The organism is Desulfonatronovibrio hydrogenovorans DSM 9292 (assembly GCF_000686525.1).
GTDB lineage: Bacteria > Desulfobacterota > Desulfovibrionia > Desulfovibrionales > Desulfonatronovibrionaceae > Desulfonatronovibrio > Desulfonatronovibrio hydrogenovorans.
On the sequence record NZ_JMKT01000012.1, the window covers coordinates 27,140 to 40,705 of the forward strand.

Annotated in this window: 11 protein-coding genes and 1 pseudogene; 3 read left to right on the top strand and 9 right to left on the bottom strand. The window is 52.2% G+C overall.

Going from position 1 to position 13,566, the window contains the following annotated elements; genetic code table 11:
- Nucleotides 1-6: 6 nt before the first annotated feature.
- The 5 genes from P771_RS18375 to P771_RS18380 all read right to left on the bottom strand — a co-directional run bounded on the left by P771_RS18375 (nt 7) and on the right by P771_RS18380 (nt 7,338).
- On the bottom strand, nt 7-1,236 hold the full coding sequence (locus P771_RS18375; RefSeq protein WP_150112183.1) for an HDOD domain-containing protein: 1,230 nt from the start codon (nt 1,234-1,236) through the stop codon (nt 7-9).
- 97 nt (nt 1,237-1,333) lie between these two features.
- Nucleotides 1,334-2,641, bottom strand: coding sequence for a glutamine synthetase family protein (locus P771_RS0110780; protein WP_028575152.1), 1,308 nt, complete (start codon nt 2,639-2,641; stop codon nt 1,334-1,336).
- A 272-nt stretch (nt 2,642-2,913) separates the two neighbouring features.
- Nucleotides 2,914-3,987, bottom strand: a complete 1,074-nt coding sequence (locus tag P771_RS0110790; RefSeq protein ID WP_028575154.1) for a KamA family radical SAM protein — start codon at nt 3,985-3,987, stop codon at nt 2,914-2,916.
- Nucleotides 3,988-4,218: 231 nt separating this feature from the next.
- Nucleotides 4,219-4,650 carry a cupin domain-containing protein gene (locus P771_RS17310; RefSeq protein WP_051617274.1) on the bottom strand — a complete coding sequence of 144 codons (432 nt, stop codon included), beginning with the start codon at nt 4,648-4,650 and terminating at the stop codon, nt 4,219-4,221.
- 78 nt (nt 4,651-4,728) lie between these two features.
- Nucleotides 4,729-7,338 (bottom strand): GAF domain-containing protein, encoded by a 2,610-nt coding sequence (locus tag P771_RS18380; protein WP_051617275.1) that lies wholly within the window; start codon nt 7,336-7,338, stop codon nt 4,729-4,731.
- Between the two features lie 371 nt (nt 7,339-7,709).
- Between P771_RS18380 and P771_RS18720 the strand changes: the two are divergent.
- Nucleotides 7,710-7,814 (top strand): annotated as a pseudogene (locus P771_RS18720) (desulfoferrodoxin FeS4 iron-binding domain-containing protein); the annotation flags it as partial.
- Between the two features lie 130 nt (nt 7,815-7,944).
- Here the strand turns inward: P771_RS18720 and P771_RS0110825 are convergent.
- Genes P771_RS0110825 through P771_RS0110840 form a run of 4 tightly spaced genes read right to left on the bottom strand, consistent with a single transcriptional unit; the run spans nt 7,945 to nt 11,087 of the window.
- Nucleotides 7,945-8,280: a hypothetical protein gene (locus P771_RS0110825; protein WP_028575155.1), complete on the bottom strand. Its 336-nt coding sequence runs from the start codon at nt 8,278-8,280 to the stop codon at nt 7,945-7,947.
- Nucleotides 8,277-9,602: a glutamyl-tRNA reductase gene (gene hemA / locus P771_RS0110830; protein WP_028575156.1), complete on the bottom strand. Its 1,326-nt coding sequence runs from the start codon at nt 9,600-9,602 to the stop codon at nt 8,277-8,279. Before hemA ends, P771_RS0110825 begins: the two co-directional genes overlap by 4 nt.
- Nucleotides 9,602-10,429 carry a cytochrome c biogenesis protein CcsA gene (gene ccsA, locus P771_RS0110835; protein WP_028575157.1) on the bottom strand — a complete coding sequence of 276 codons (828 nt, stop codon included), beginning with the start codon at nt 10,427-10,429 and terminating at the stop codon, nt 9,602-9,604. The genes hemA and ccsA overlap by 1 nt, the downstream gene beginning before the upstream one ends.
- On the bottom strand, nt 10,416-11,087 hold the full coding sequence (locus P771_RS0110840) for a precorrin-2 dehydrogenase/sirohydrochlorin ferrochelatase family protein (RefSeq protein WP_028575158.1): 672 nt from the start codon (nt 11,085-11,087) through the stop codon (nt 10,416-10,418). The genes ccsA and P771_RS0110840 overlap by 14 nt, the downstream gene beginning before the upstream one ends.
- A 97-nt stretch (nt 11,088-11,184) precedes the next feature.
- Between P771_RS0110840 and P771_RS17320 the strand changes: the two genes are divergently transcribed.
- Nucleotides 11,185-12,459: a glycosyltransferase family 9 protein gene (locus tag P771_RS17320; RefSeq protein WP_051617276.1), complete on the top strand. Its 1,275-nt coding sequence runs from the start codon at nt 11,185-11,187 to the stop codon at nt 12,457-12,459.
- A gap of 101 nt (nt 12,460-12,560) precedes the next feature.
- Complete coding sequence (moaA, locus tag P771_RS0110850) at nt 12,561-13,559, top strand: GTP 3',8-cyclase MoaA (protein WP_028575159.1); 999 nt, start codon at nt 12,561-12,563, stop codon at nt 13,557-13,559.
- The last annotated feature ends 7 nt before the right edge of the window (nt 13,560-13,566 follow it).

The window sequence follows — 13,566 nt, forward strand, 5'->3', positions numbered from 1 at the left end:
TCCTGTTTACGTCCCGTCGAACAGTAATCGATAGATGTTATCCACCTGGGACTGCATCAGCTTGGCGGTCTGGATGAGCACTGAGTGCTCAAGGTTGACATTGGCCCAGGAAGCGAGATCCGGAGAATGAACACTAGTTTCTCCGCCTGAACCGATGCAGCAGCCAATGGCCAGGATGTTGGCCATATGGACCATCGTGGTTTCCATGTGAAAGCGAGAGGCTGAAGGATTTTCGTGGTGTCTGATGGCCTGTTCAATTTTCAGGGGCAGCTTCCATCTCCTGACCATTCTGGCTCCCAGGGCAGCATGGTCCCGCCTGAAAAAGGTCTTTTCCTCCATGATCAGACTGGTGTTCGTTTTTCTGGCCCTGATCATGGTCCGCAGATAGTGGTCCGGGTAATAGTCAAGCATTATCAGTTTGCCTATGTCGTGGAGCAGACCGCAGACAAAAAAGCTTTCTGTATTGGGAAGGTTTCTGAAGCCGGCCAGGGTCTTGGCACCTATGGCACAGGCAATGCTGTGTTTCCAAAATTCCTCCATGCTCAGGATATCAGGAGAAATGTTCCTGAATCTGGAGACTGCGCAAACACCCAGGGCCAGGACACTCAACTGTCTGGTGCCGATGATGGTCACAGCTCTGCTGATGGTGTCGATTCTGGATGGAAATCCATAAAAGGCACTGTTGACCAGTTTGAGCAGCTTGGCAGCCAGTCCCTGATCCTTGCTGATGATATCGGCCAGGTGTCTGGAAGAAGTCCTGGGGTCCTGGATGGCCTCCTGGATGAGCATGAAGATCCTGGGCAGTGAAGCAAGCTTTAAGTCCCTGGAAATATCAGCTTCAGGGTCTGCAGGGGTCGCTGGTGGGCCAGGGTCAGCATCTGGCTGGGTCAAGTCCTGGGCAGGGCAGCCCGGCTGCTGGGCATGACAGGCATGCTGGGTGAATATATTCAGAAGGGTGTCACTGGCCTGGTTTTCAGGGTCATGGCCCGGGAACCTCTCCAGGACCGACTCCATGGTCTTCTGCCATACCTTGGAATCGTATCCTGGTGAACCATCTTGGTGGTCCTGACCCAGCCCCTGAACATCCACCTGGCTTATACCCCAGATTTTGAAGATTCTGAGGTGCTTGTCCTGGATGGTCAGGCCTTTTCCCAGAAGAAAACGGCCGTTATGGTCTCTGATGTCCTGGTCCAAGATCATGCCTGGCCGGATGTTTTCAATTGGAACAAGCGTCATGAACCATATACTCGGCCATAAGGCCACAAAATGCAAGTTTGATTTTTGGATGCCTCCTGGAGCTGTCAGTATGGATCATGAAAGGTCACGGGTTGTGCTAGATGGGCAGATACCTTTCAAATTCCCTCTGGGTGACATGGGTTCTATGCTCCTCCCATTCATTGGTCTTGAGGTTCATGAGATTGTCGTAAAGACGCTGGCCAAGCATTTCCTTTAAAAAAGTGCTGCGTTCGGCCTCCACCAAGGCCTCAAACATGGACTTGGGCAGAAAGCGGTCATCCCAGATTTTTTTCTGCAAAGACTGGAAATATGCCTTGCCCGCGTCCGGGCTGTTGCACTCTAAGTTTTCCCTGACTCCCTGCAGGCCCATCTTGATCAGGGCGGCCATCTGCAGGTATATGTTACCGGCCGGATCCGGACTTCTAAGCTCCAGTCTGGTTCCGTCAGGGCTGGTGGCGTAAGGAATGCGGACCATGGAGGTCCTATTTCTGGGACCCCACCCCACCACCACCGGGGCCTCCTTTTCAATGACATAGGCCTTGTAGGAATTGAAGGTAGAGGCCATGATAATGGAAGTCTGTCTGGCATATTTGAGTATTCCAGCAATGAATCTCCGGGCCAGGAGGCTTATGCCGAACTCGTTTTCTTTGTCATAGAAAATATTCTTACCGTTTTTGTCCTGCATGGAAAGATGGATATGCAGGGCGTTCCTGTTCTGACCGTCAAAGGGCTTGGGCATGAAGCTGGCGTGGAATCCGTGCTCTGAAGCCACCATATGGGACACATAGTTGAACAGCAGGGTTCTGTCTGAAGCCACAATGGGCGAGGAGCATTCAAAATTGATTTCGTGCTGAGAAGGACTGACCTCGTGGTGGGCCTTTTCAAAGGGGATGTCGCAGTCGGTCAGGATGTCAATGATATGGTTGCGGACGTTTTCCCCCCGGTCTCTGGGATCAGCATCACAGTAACCGGCGTTGTCCGTGTTCAGATCTTTGGTGTAGCTGTCGTTTTTAAATAAAAAAAACTCATATTCTGGGCTGGCCAGGAACTGGAATCCAAACTCGTCATAGGCTTCACTGACGGCTTTTTCCAGGACATAGCGGGGGTCGGTTCTGGCCCTTTGCCCCTGCTCATTATGGATTGTCCCCACAAACAGAGAGGTTCTTTTATCCCTGAAGCTGATTTTTTTCAGGCTGTCCAGCACAGGGACGAGCATCCGGTCGCTTTTGTCCACAGTGGCAATTCCAGCCACCGAACTGCCGTCAAATCCGATCCCGTCCCTGACAATGGCCTGGATGTTTTTGGGATTCACAGGCAGCCGCCTGACTCGGCCGTTGAGATCGGTAAAGACGATTTCCGTGGAATCTGACTTTTTGATAAGCTCCTTGATTTCATCCAGTTGCACTTGATCTTCTCCTTTAAATTCAAAGGTTGGGAAGTATAGTAATAAATGGTCTGTCCGGGACATTTGCCTGGAAAGCACCATAAAAGCTCTGAATGTCCATTGCGGAGAGGGTAAGGTCAGGATAGGGAACCGGTCCTGGGACAGACCGGGTAAAGGCAGTTGCCAGGTGGGCTGGATGGCTGTCTATCTTGTCCCAATTGTTCATGAAAGATTTGGATTCTGGTCGTGGTTGAAGCTGGTCCGGATCATGAAATGATCCGGACCAGCAGTATTCATTCAGCAATAACAGGCAGAGTGGTGGTCTGCCCTTTATAGTTTTTAAGGATATATTCCTTGTCGGTTTTTTCCTGGATGTAATAGTCCGGCATCAGAGGGATTTTCCCGATATTGGTGGCGATGACGTACATGGGTTGTGCCAGGCCTGTGGTATGGCCGCGCAGGGCGTCCCTGATGAGCTGGGCACCTTTTTCTACCGGAGTCCTGAAGTGATCAATCCCCGGGGCTGGTTCACAATAGAACACATAGTATGGCCGGATCCTAACGGAAAGCAGTTTCTGGTGCAACTCCCTGAAGGTGTCAACATCATCATTTATGCCCTTCATGAGCACTGCCTGGTTGCCGACATTGATTCCGCATTTGAGCAGATTAAAGACTGCTTCGGCTGTCTGATCGGTCAATTCTCTGGGGTGGTTGCACTGGGTGTTGATCCAGATGGGAACCCGGTGAAAGTCGCCCAGGATTTCCATCAGCTCCGGAGTTATCCGCTGGGGAAGGACAATGGGGGTTCTGGTACCGAAGCGGATCATCTGGATATGGGGAATGCGGCGCAGTTCAGTGATGATCCGGTCCAGTTTGTCATCTGACAGGATAAAGGGATCACCCCCGGTTATGAGGACATCCCGGACTTCGGAATGCTCTCTGATCCAGTCCAGCCCTTCGTTGAGGTCGAACCTGAGGCTCAGATCCTGGTCCACCACCAGTTCCTTGCGAAAGCAGTGTCTGCAGTAGTTGGCACAGATGTCGGTTACAGTGAAGGCGATCCTGTCCTGATACTGCCTGGCAATGCAGTCCGGTCTTTTTTCTCCCACTGCCCGGTTTTCCTTGAAAATCAGGTAGTCCTGAAGTCCATAACAGTTTTCCTGCTCCAGTCTGGATGGAATGATCTGTTTTCTGATGGGACAGTCCGGGTCATCTGGATCCATCAGGGAGGCAAAATAAGGAGTGGTCCCCCATCTGGTCCGCATGGAGGTCACAGCCTCTTTTTCTTCTGGTGTAACGTTAATATATTTTTCAAGCCGTTCCAGGGTGTTGACCATGTCCTGGAGCTGTCTGATCCATTCTTGCATTTTTCATCACCTCAAAAATAGTGTTGGACAAAGTAAATCAGGGTAAAGGAGATGGAAGCGCAAAACACATGGGGAGGCTTTTTTCTTTTTTTGGAATGGGTGTTTTTCTGCATCTGTTCCCCGTCTGCATAATGAAAGGTATGGCAGGCCTTTAGTACGGGTTTCAGCTCGGGTCAAGCAAAATCCCTCAGCCTGAAAGCTCGACCCCGGAGGCGAATGAGGTATGGTTCATTAAATAGATGGCAGTTCTCTGTCCGAGCCTGGCTGATCAGCTGTCCTGTCCGGAAAGCAGTAGGCTGAATCCTCTATGGAGTCCTCGGGAAATACATAAAAAAATCTCAAGACCGAGCAGCCGGTGTTCTGCAGACCGTGAAGGGTGTTTCCTGGAATAAATACTGCAGTGCCCGGCGAAACAGCATGCTGCTTCCGGCCGAGTCTCAGGATGCCGGTGCCCTCCAGGATGTAATATATTTCAGCAGGAGGATGGGAGTGAATATTAAATTTCCTGCCAGGAGGGATTTCAGCTACTCCTGCTGTAAGGCCCAAGGTGGAAGTCTTTTTTCGGCTGAAAAGGGTCTGCCAGCGGACATGTCCCCAGGTCTGATTTCTGCGGACTTCATGGCACTGGTCAAAACTGGTCACAACGGGCTGGTTTCTGGTCATTGCTGCTCCTTTATCCCCTGGGTATTCTGATTCGTTTTTCAGATTCGCCGGAATCAGATCCTGGGCCTGTATAGGGGCTTATTTCTTTTTAGCCGACAGGGCCTTGTTGATGGCCTCCAGCAGTTCAGATGTCTGATACGGCTTGCCGACAAATCCGGCTGCCTTAGATGTAAGAGTCTTCTGGGTCTGGCCGTTGGGGGAATAGCCACTGGCGATTATAACGGGCAATCCAGGCTTTAACTGGACAAGTTTCTGGAGGCATTTGTATCCTCCCATGCCAGGCATGTTCAGATCCAGGACCACCAGGTCAACCGTTTCCTTGCTTTGGCTGAGCAGTTCAATAGCCTGTTCACCGTTTTCAGCACTTAAGACCTGATATCCTCTGGATTCAAGGATTTCTTTGCTCAGTTCCCTGATATCAGCTTCATCGTCAACAACCAGGATGGTTCCCGTACCCTGCTGCAGGGTTTTACTGGCAGGGGAACCGTTTTTTTCCGGTTCTTTTCCAGGCAGGGCAGGCCAGTAGATTTTAAAGGTGGTGCCCTGGTCCGGGATGCTGTAGCAGGAAATATGACCATGGTGGGCCTTGACTATCCCATAGACTGAAGACAGCCCCAGCCCAGTGCCTCTACCGGTATCCTTGGTGGTGAAGAAGGGTTCAAAGACATGGTTGAGACTGTCTTTATCCATTCCAAGCCCGGTGTCAGATACGGCCATCAGCACGTAACTGCCAGGTTCCAGTTCAGAAAAGGTGTTCTCGGCCACAACCATGTTTCTGGTTTCAAAGGACAGAGTTCCTCCGTCCGGCATGGCATCGGCAGCATTTGAGCCAAGATTCATGATCACCTGTTCCACCTGGATCGGATCTGCGTGAACAGACCAGAGGTCCTGATCCAGGCTGAGCTCGATACTGATCATTTTGGGAATGGTCCTTTCCAGGATGTCTGCTCCATCCATGATCTCTCTGTTCAGGTCCAGGGGCTGCCGCTTGATTTCCGCTTTCCGGCTGAACAGAAGGATCTGCTGGATCAACTGGGCTGACCGGTTGACAGAACGTTCAATGGCCTGGAGCCGTTTTTTGTCCGGATGGTCCTGGGGCATATCCAGGGCAAGGAGCTGGACATTGCCGCTGATGACCTGAAGCAGATTGTTGAAGTCGTGGGCTATGCCACCGGCCAGCACGCCGATGGATTCCATTTTCTGGGCCTGGTGCAGCCGGTCCTGCAGCTTTTTCTGGTTTTCTTTTGCCCGCCTGCGTTCCATCTGGCGCCACAGCCCCTGCATCAACAAGGTCAGCTGATGCACGTCGTTCTCATCATAATCAGTCTGTTTGTTGCCCACCCCGGCCAGGATCACGATCCTGCTGCTGTCAAAGACCGGGACATTCATATGTCTGATCACCCTGACATGCCCGGGAGGGAGTCCCTTTTTCAGCTTCGATGACAAGGAGTAGTCATTGGTGATTATGGGCTTTCGCTGCCGGACGGCCTCGCCCCAGAGTCCGGTCTCTTCCACTGCATAATCAAGGGTCTGCTGGTGGACAGCACACTCCTCAAGGGCGGATCTAGACCAGGAATGCATTCTAAGTCTGGTTTCATCCTCATTCAAAAAAGCCAGATAACCGATTTTGCTCCTGGTCAGCTCCACTGCCTTTTCCAGGACAAAGTCAGTGAGTTTTTTCAAGTCCCTGTCTGAAGACATCTGGCCCAGCTGGAGCAGGGCCTGAGTCCTCTGATAATTAAGCAGACTTTCCTGGTTTTTTTCGTGCAGGGCTAACCGGGACTGGTGCCGTTCTTCCTCAGAGCCCAGGGCTGAGCTGATGATGCCCATGATCTTTTTATCGTCTTCACAGGGTTCGAAATCCGTCTGGAATACGGCGCAGATGGCCCCGACGTTTTGGCCGTCGGCTTTGACCGGATGACCAATGTATGTGTTCAGGGAAAACCTGGATACATTGGGGTCGGTTTTGGCGTAAACTGTCTGCTGGAGGTTTCTGATCACCACTGTTTCAAAGGCATCCTGCCTGATTAGATCATAGCAGATGTGCCCCTGGGGCTGGTCCTGGGGGTTGTAGTCCCCGGGGGTGCGCCATTGGCCGACCGAACAGAGCAGTCCGTTGTCCAGCCGGCTGTACAGGGCACAGGTCGCCCCCAGGAGCTGGCCGCAGAGTTCGGTCAGGCGCTGGACATTGGCATTGTAGTCCGGACCCAGACTGAGCAGACATTGGTTAATCTTGGTCAGCCGTTTTTCACTCCTGCGCAGAGCATCCTCGGCTTTCTTGCGTTCAGTAATATCCGTAGTAAAACCCTGGTAATGGGTTATTTCTCCCTGGTCATTGCGGACAGCCCAAGTGTTCAGGGAGACCCAGAACAGGGTACCGTCCCGGCGCAGCCTGGGACTTTCGTAGTTGATAACCTGGCCGTCATGTTCCAGGAGCTTCTTGTATACTTCCCTGTCTGCTGGGTTGGCGTAGGCCTGACTGGCAATATCAGTCACCGCCTCCATGAGTTCCTGAGGGGTCTGGTAACCGTACATTCTGGCCAGAGCAGGATTGACCGATACATACTCACCCCCGGGGGTAGTGATGAAGATGCCTACCGGCGCATTGGTGAAAAGCTTGCGGTAATCAAGGGACATGGCCTGACCGGCGATGTCATTTCTTGGCAGGGCCGGTTTGTTTTCTGACATGTCGATTTCCCCTTATGGAAAACTATAGAACTCATTGGAAAGGATCGGCAAAGCAGATCACCGAGATATCAATAAAAGATGTTCATTCGTCTTTTTTCAGGTGGTTACCATGCAAAAGGTCGTGGGTAAATACCTGATCTGCTGATTTTGACTGGGTTTAGTGAACAGGAGATCAAGAATCAGGTCCAGGATGCCATCCCAGTAGTATCCTTGTTTATCCGGATTATTAAATCAATGTTTGTATTCATGGAAAAATATGGTTATAATTGTTATGAAAAAGTTTTCAGAGGACAAGATCCGGGTGCGGCTTCACAAGAATGCCCCGGGTCCGTGCATCAACCCTTAACCCCTAGGAAAAATGGAGGATAGTCATGCCCAAGGTAGGAGAAGTCTACAAATGTGAACTCTGCGGAAATGTGGTTGAAGTCAAGGAAGCCGGTGATGGAGAACTGGTTTGCTGTGGTGAGCCCATGAAAAAACAGTAAAAAATCGAGATTTGAATCCCTGGATTGACTTTGATTACTGGATCCAGGGACAGTTACAGGCCCGGTTTTTCCTGCTGGACAGCCGGGCCTTTTTGCCTGCCAAAGGACAGAAAAGGGCTGATCAGACTCTGACGTCCTGGTTGCGGATCAGCTGATCCAGAAAATTGATCATGTGTTCCCGCTGCTCAGGCAGGGCGTAGCAGATGCAGTCACAGCGGATTTTCTGTTTGCAGCGGATCAAAAGCTCCAGTTTGATCCAGTCAGGGCCTGTTTCCAGGGCCATGTAGTGCGGACCGCAGTCTGCCGAATGGGAGGACTGCTCCGAGGAAAGCAGATGACCGGGCAGAGCCAGCCAAAAAAGTCCTTCCACTGGGCTTTCAAAGGCTTCCTGTTTGATTTTCTCCAGGATTCTGGGCATGTCCTGGTTGTTTATTTCCTGGATAAGGTAAGATCTCATGGGTTATTCCTTTTTCTGTTCTGGTGGGCATCTGGAGGAACCTGTTCGTCGTCCAGGTTGAAGATCCTCCGGGCTAGATCAATAAATTTCTGGGCTGACCCTTCTTCCCTGGCTCTGCGCTTTAAAAAGACAATGGGTTCATGATAGAGCTTGCGGACCAGGGACAGGGCCATCTGTTCCACCACCCTGGTGGTGTCCGCGCTGACATCAGGGCCCAGGCTCCGCAGCGACTTCCTTAATTCCCTGCGGGCCAGAATTTCGCCCCTGTTCAAAAGGTCCACAATGGTCGGGCTGAGATCCAGGGCCCTGAGCCAGTCGGAAAACTTTTCAACTTCAATATCCACGATCTCCGCTGCCCTGGCTGCCTCCTCTCTGCGCCCGGCCAGGTTTTCCTCCACAACCTCCTTGAGATCGTCAATATCGTACAGATAGACATTGTCCAGCATGTTGACCCTGGCATCAATATCCCTGGGAACGGCAATATCAATGAAAAAAATGGGCCGGTGTTTTCTTTTCTTCAGGATTTCCCGGACCTGGGCTGCGCTGATGATAATGCCTGATGCGCCTGTGGAGCTTATGACTATGTCGGCTTGGGGGAGGTTTTCCAGCATCTTTTCCATACACATGGCCTGGCCGTTGAACCTCTGGGCCAACTCCTGGGCCCGGGCCGGAGTCCTGTTGGCCACCATGATATCCTTGAGACCGCTGTTCAAGAGGTGCAGGGCAGCCAGCTCAGCCATTTCTCCGGCTCCAATGAGCATGGCTTTCTGGTCGCTCAGCTCGCCAAATATTTTTTTGGCCAGTTCGACAGCTGCATAGCTGATGGAAACAGCGCTGGATGAAACAGCGGTTTCTGTCCGGATCCTCTTGGCAGCTGAGAAAGATTTGTGGAGCAGCCGATTGATGATGACCCCGGCGGTTTTCTCCTGCACAGCCTTGCGGTAGGCGTCCTTGAGCTGACCCAGGATCTGAGGTTCTCCCAGGACCATGGAATCCAGGCTGGCAGCTACTGAAAAGAGGTGTTTCACTGCTTCCAGGCCGGAATAGAAATAGACGTGTTTTTCAAGGGTATCCCTGTCCTGGCCGCAGAATTCAGCCCAGGCGGTCAGGGCCTTGTCCTGGACGGCCTCCTTGACCTCGCTGCTGACACAAAGGATCTCCACCCGGTTGCAGGTGGAAAGGACCAGGGCTTCCTGTACAGGGCCCTGGTCCTCCATAAGGCCGTGACTCAGGGGCTCAAATCCGTTCAGGGCGAATTTTTCTCTGATTTCTATGGCGGCGGTTTTGTGGCTGAGTCCGAAAAGATATATTTGCTGTTCCATTACGGCCTTAAGCTGTGGTGGGTTTCAATGAAAAAGTTGATGCCGATGAAGGAAGCAAGGGACAGTATGAAAAGCAGAATGACCATCTTGGCCGGTTTTTTCCCTTTCCAGGCCCCGGACACCCGCCTGTGAAACAGCCAGGCAAAGATGAACCAGATGAAAACAGTTGCTACTTCCTTGGGATCCCAGGTGAAGATGGTTTTCCAGGTAAATGCAGCCCAGATAAAACCGGACAAAACCCCCACGGTATAAAGAGGAAAGCCGATGATTACGGCCAGGTGGTTGGCCCGGTCAAAGGTATGCAGGGAGGGCAGGTCTCTGGACACGTTGCTCAGCTTGGCCTTGAACTTGATTTTCCGGTCAAGGTGCAGATAGGCAAGACCGGCCCCGAAGCCCATGGCCAGCAGGGCCATGGTGATGAACAGAGTTCCGATGTGCAGCCCGAACCAGAGTCCCTGCAAAAAGCCAGGCACCGGCAGAGTGGTGGGGGAAATGGCCAGGGAACCGCTGAAGATCAGCAGGGCCAGGGGGGCTGCTGTAATGGACAGAAATTTTAACTTAAGCCTCCACCACAAGAAGAAGTAGATAAGCAGAAAAGACCAGGCCAGCAGGCTGATGTAAAACTGACTCTGGGTCAGGATCTCACCGATACCCAGGGCATATTTGAGAATGAGATCCAGGCTGTGCAGGCCAAAGCCGATGATGGTCAGAAGCACTGATTTGTCCTGGGTTTTTTTGCTGGAATAGATGAGACCCAGCAAAAAAGACAAAGCCCCGGATAAGTAAAGGACGGCAATGAAAAAATCCAGAATCCTAAAGGAGAGCATCGATTATCCCTTGTAACCGGTTGTGGGCCTTTGCCGGCAGAATTTCACACAATAGGTCAAGGAGTTCCTTCCGTTGTCCGGACCTGATGAGCATTAATGCTTCAGAGTCCACAACAGCCCTGAAGTAATCCCTGTTTTCTTCCTGATCCAGGCCCAGGGAAAGAAGTATTTTTCTAACTCCTGCCAAGAGCTCGGTCAAGGTTGCGTATTCAGGTCCATAAAGGTTCATGAGTTCTTTTTTGATCCTGGCAGTAAGGGCCGGACTGGAACCACAGGTGGATACAGCCATGATCAGATCCTGTCTGGAAAAGACCCCGGGCAGGATAAAATCGCCCTTGTCCGGTCTTTCAGACACATTGCACCAGATGTTTTCCTGTCTGCAGGCCTCAAGGACCTGGTCATTGGTTGCCGGGTCAGAGGTGCAGGCAAAGGCCAGGTGGCAGCCGGCAAGGTGTTCCCTGGAAAAGCATTGGTCAATAAAGTAAATGATCCCATTGGGATCATCAATTTCCGGAGCCCGAGAATATGGGTCCACGACCACTATTCTTTTGGGTTCAGCCTCCATCAGGGTCCTGATCTTTCTGAGCCCCACTTTCCCAGCCCCCACCACCAGGCAGGTTTTACAGGTCAGGTCAAGAAACAGGGGGTAATAACGCATAAATGGAACCAATCCTTTCCAGACCCTGACCGGACAGCACCGGAGGTTGCCCGCGGTCGGGTCTTGGTATAAGCTGAGGTCCGACCAGGAGGAAAACTTGAGTTCAGAAACCCTAATAATCCAGCTGGCCCGTTTTGGAGATTTATTGCAGACCAAGAGGCTTGTAAAGTCTTTGCAGTCCCATTCCAGGGTCCACCTGGTGGTTGACCATTCCCTGGTGGATCTGGCTGAACTGGTCTATCCGGGTTCTGTTGTGCATGGGATCAAGGCCCATTTTTCAGGACCTGGAGATCCAATGAATATCTTTTCTGCCAACACCAGGTCCATGCAGGAACTGTCCGGGATCAGCCCTGATCTGGTGGTTAATCTGAATTTTTCCGGCCTTAATTTTGCCCTGTCCAGACTGTTTGATCCTGGAGTGGTCAAAGGTTATTCCTGTATGAACGGACAGGAACAAAGGCACCCCTGGACCAAGCTGTTCTTCAGGCTGGCCGGGCACCGAAAGCTCAGCCCCTTGAACCTTGTGGATTTCTGGGGTTTTTTTGCTCCTGCCCCGATCTCCCCGGCCCAGGTCAATCCCCCGGCATCATCCTCTGGCCAGGGGGTCGGCATTGTCCTGGCCGGCAGGAATTCCAGACGATCCCTTGACCTGGAGCTTCTTGTCTCCCTGGCCAGGGCGGCCAGGTCAGGGGCCAGGTCTTCCAGGTTGTTTCTGCTGGGCAGCCGAGCAGAACAGGGCCTGGCCAGGAAGTTCAAGGACCTGGCCGGGCCCGGCCTGACCAGGGACATCATTGATCTGACCGGCAAGACCGGATGGAAAGAACTGACTGATACAGTATCTTCCCTGGAACTGGTAGTCACACCGGATACCGGGACCATGCACCTGGCCGCCCACCTGGGAACCAGGGTCCTGGCCTTTTTCATCTCCTCGGCCCACTGCTTTGAAACAGGCCCTTATGGTCAGGGACACACTGTTTTCCAGGCCATGCCTGCCTGTGCACCATGTATGGAATCCAGAAAATGCAGCTTTGATCTGGTCTGCCACCATCTTTTGAAGCAGCGAGGCATTTTCAGGGCCATGATGGGCAAGGGCCGGGAAAATCTGGAGGAAACCGGGATGTTCAGTGCCCTGGTTGATGAACTGGGGGTGGACTACTGCCTTGTCCAGGGGGTAGATGAACATGCAGACCACAGAAAGGCTTTGAGGGAACTGCTCCGAAGACATTTGGGACTTTCAGGTCAGGCTCTGGAAGTTCCTCAAGAGGTGGCCGGGGCCTTTTTTCATGAATCACAATGGATGCTGGAGCACAGCGGTCTTTCCCTGAAAGGGATTGATTCATCAGCTGACCGGGGTTTCCGGCCGGGTGACTGATGCTTAGTTATTGATGCAACTCAGGCCAGCAATGTCGGGTCCCGGGTCAATCTGGTCTTTTTCCAGGATAGAGCCGGACCCGGTCAGACAGGGATCAAGAGATGATCAGGGATAATTACGGCAGAACCATCAGCTATTTAAGGCTCAGCATAACAGACAGGTGCAATCTGAACTGTTTCTACTGTCGTCCGTGCAAGGTCACCAGTTTCATTCCCCACAACAATATCCTGACTTATGAGGACATGTACCATCTTCTTGAAACCGCGGCCAAGATGGACGTGCAAAAGGTCAGGCTGACCGGAGGAGAACCTTTTGCCAGGCGGGATATTCTTTATTTCTTGAGCCGGATCAAGTCGGGTATCCCCGGGATGGACCTCAGGCTGACCACCAACGCAACCCTGATTGCAGGAAAGATCAAGGCCTTGAAGGATGTGGGGATTGAAGCCCTGAACATCTCCCTGGACACCCTGGACAGGGATAAATACCAAAAGATCACTGGCCGGGATTTTTTGAAGAATGTCCTGACCAGCATTGAGAGGTGCCTGGAACATGGGATCCGGGTCAAGATCAATGTGGTGGCCTTGAAAGGGGTCAATGACGATGAGCTGGAAAATTTTGTCGGGCTGGCCCTGAGCAAGCCCGTTGATGTCAGGTTCATTGAATTCATGCCCATTGGACAGAAAACCCTGTGGCGCAAGCAGCACTTCTGGCCTGGAGATGCAATAGTCAGTGCAGCTGAAAAGGTAACCAGGCTGGAGCCCTTGAGCCATGAAGGAAAAAACCATGGACCGGCCAGGATCTATGCCCTGCCAGAAGGTGCAGGAAGGCTGGGAATTATTTCCCCGTTGAGCAACCATTTCTGCGAGACCTGTAACAGGCTGAGGATTACGGCTGACGGCAGGCTGCGCACCTGTCTGTTTTCTGACAGGGACTACAGGCTCCTTCCCCTGATTCGCTCATCAAAGATCAGCCCGGAAAGACTGAAGACCGTCCTGGAGAGGGCCGGACTGAACAAGCCTATGGGTAATGAGCTTGCGGCCCGGGACAGGGGTCCGGAGAAAAGCCTTTGTCAGCGGGTCATGTCCTCCATAGGTGGTTGATTTTTCA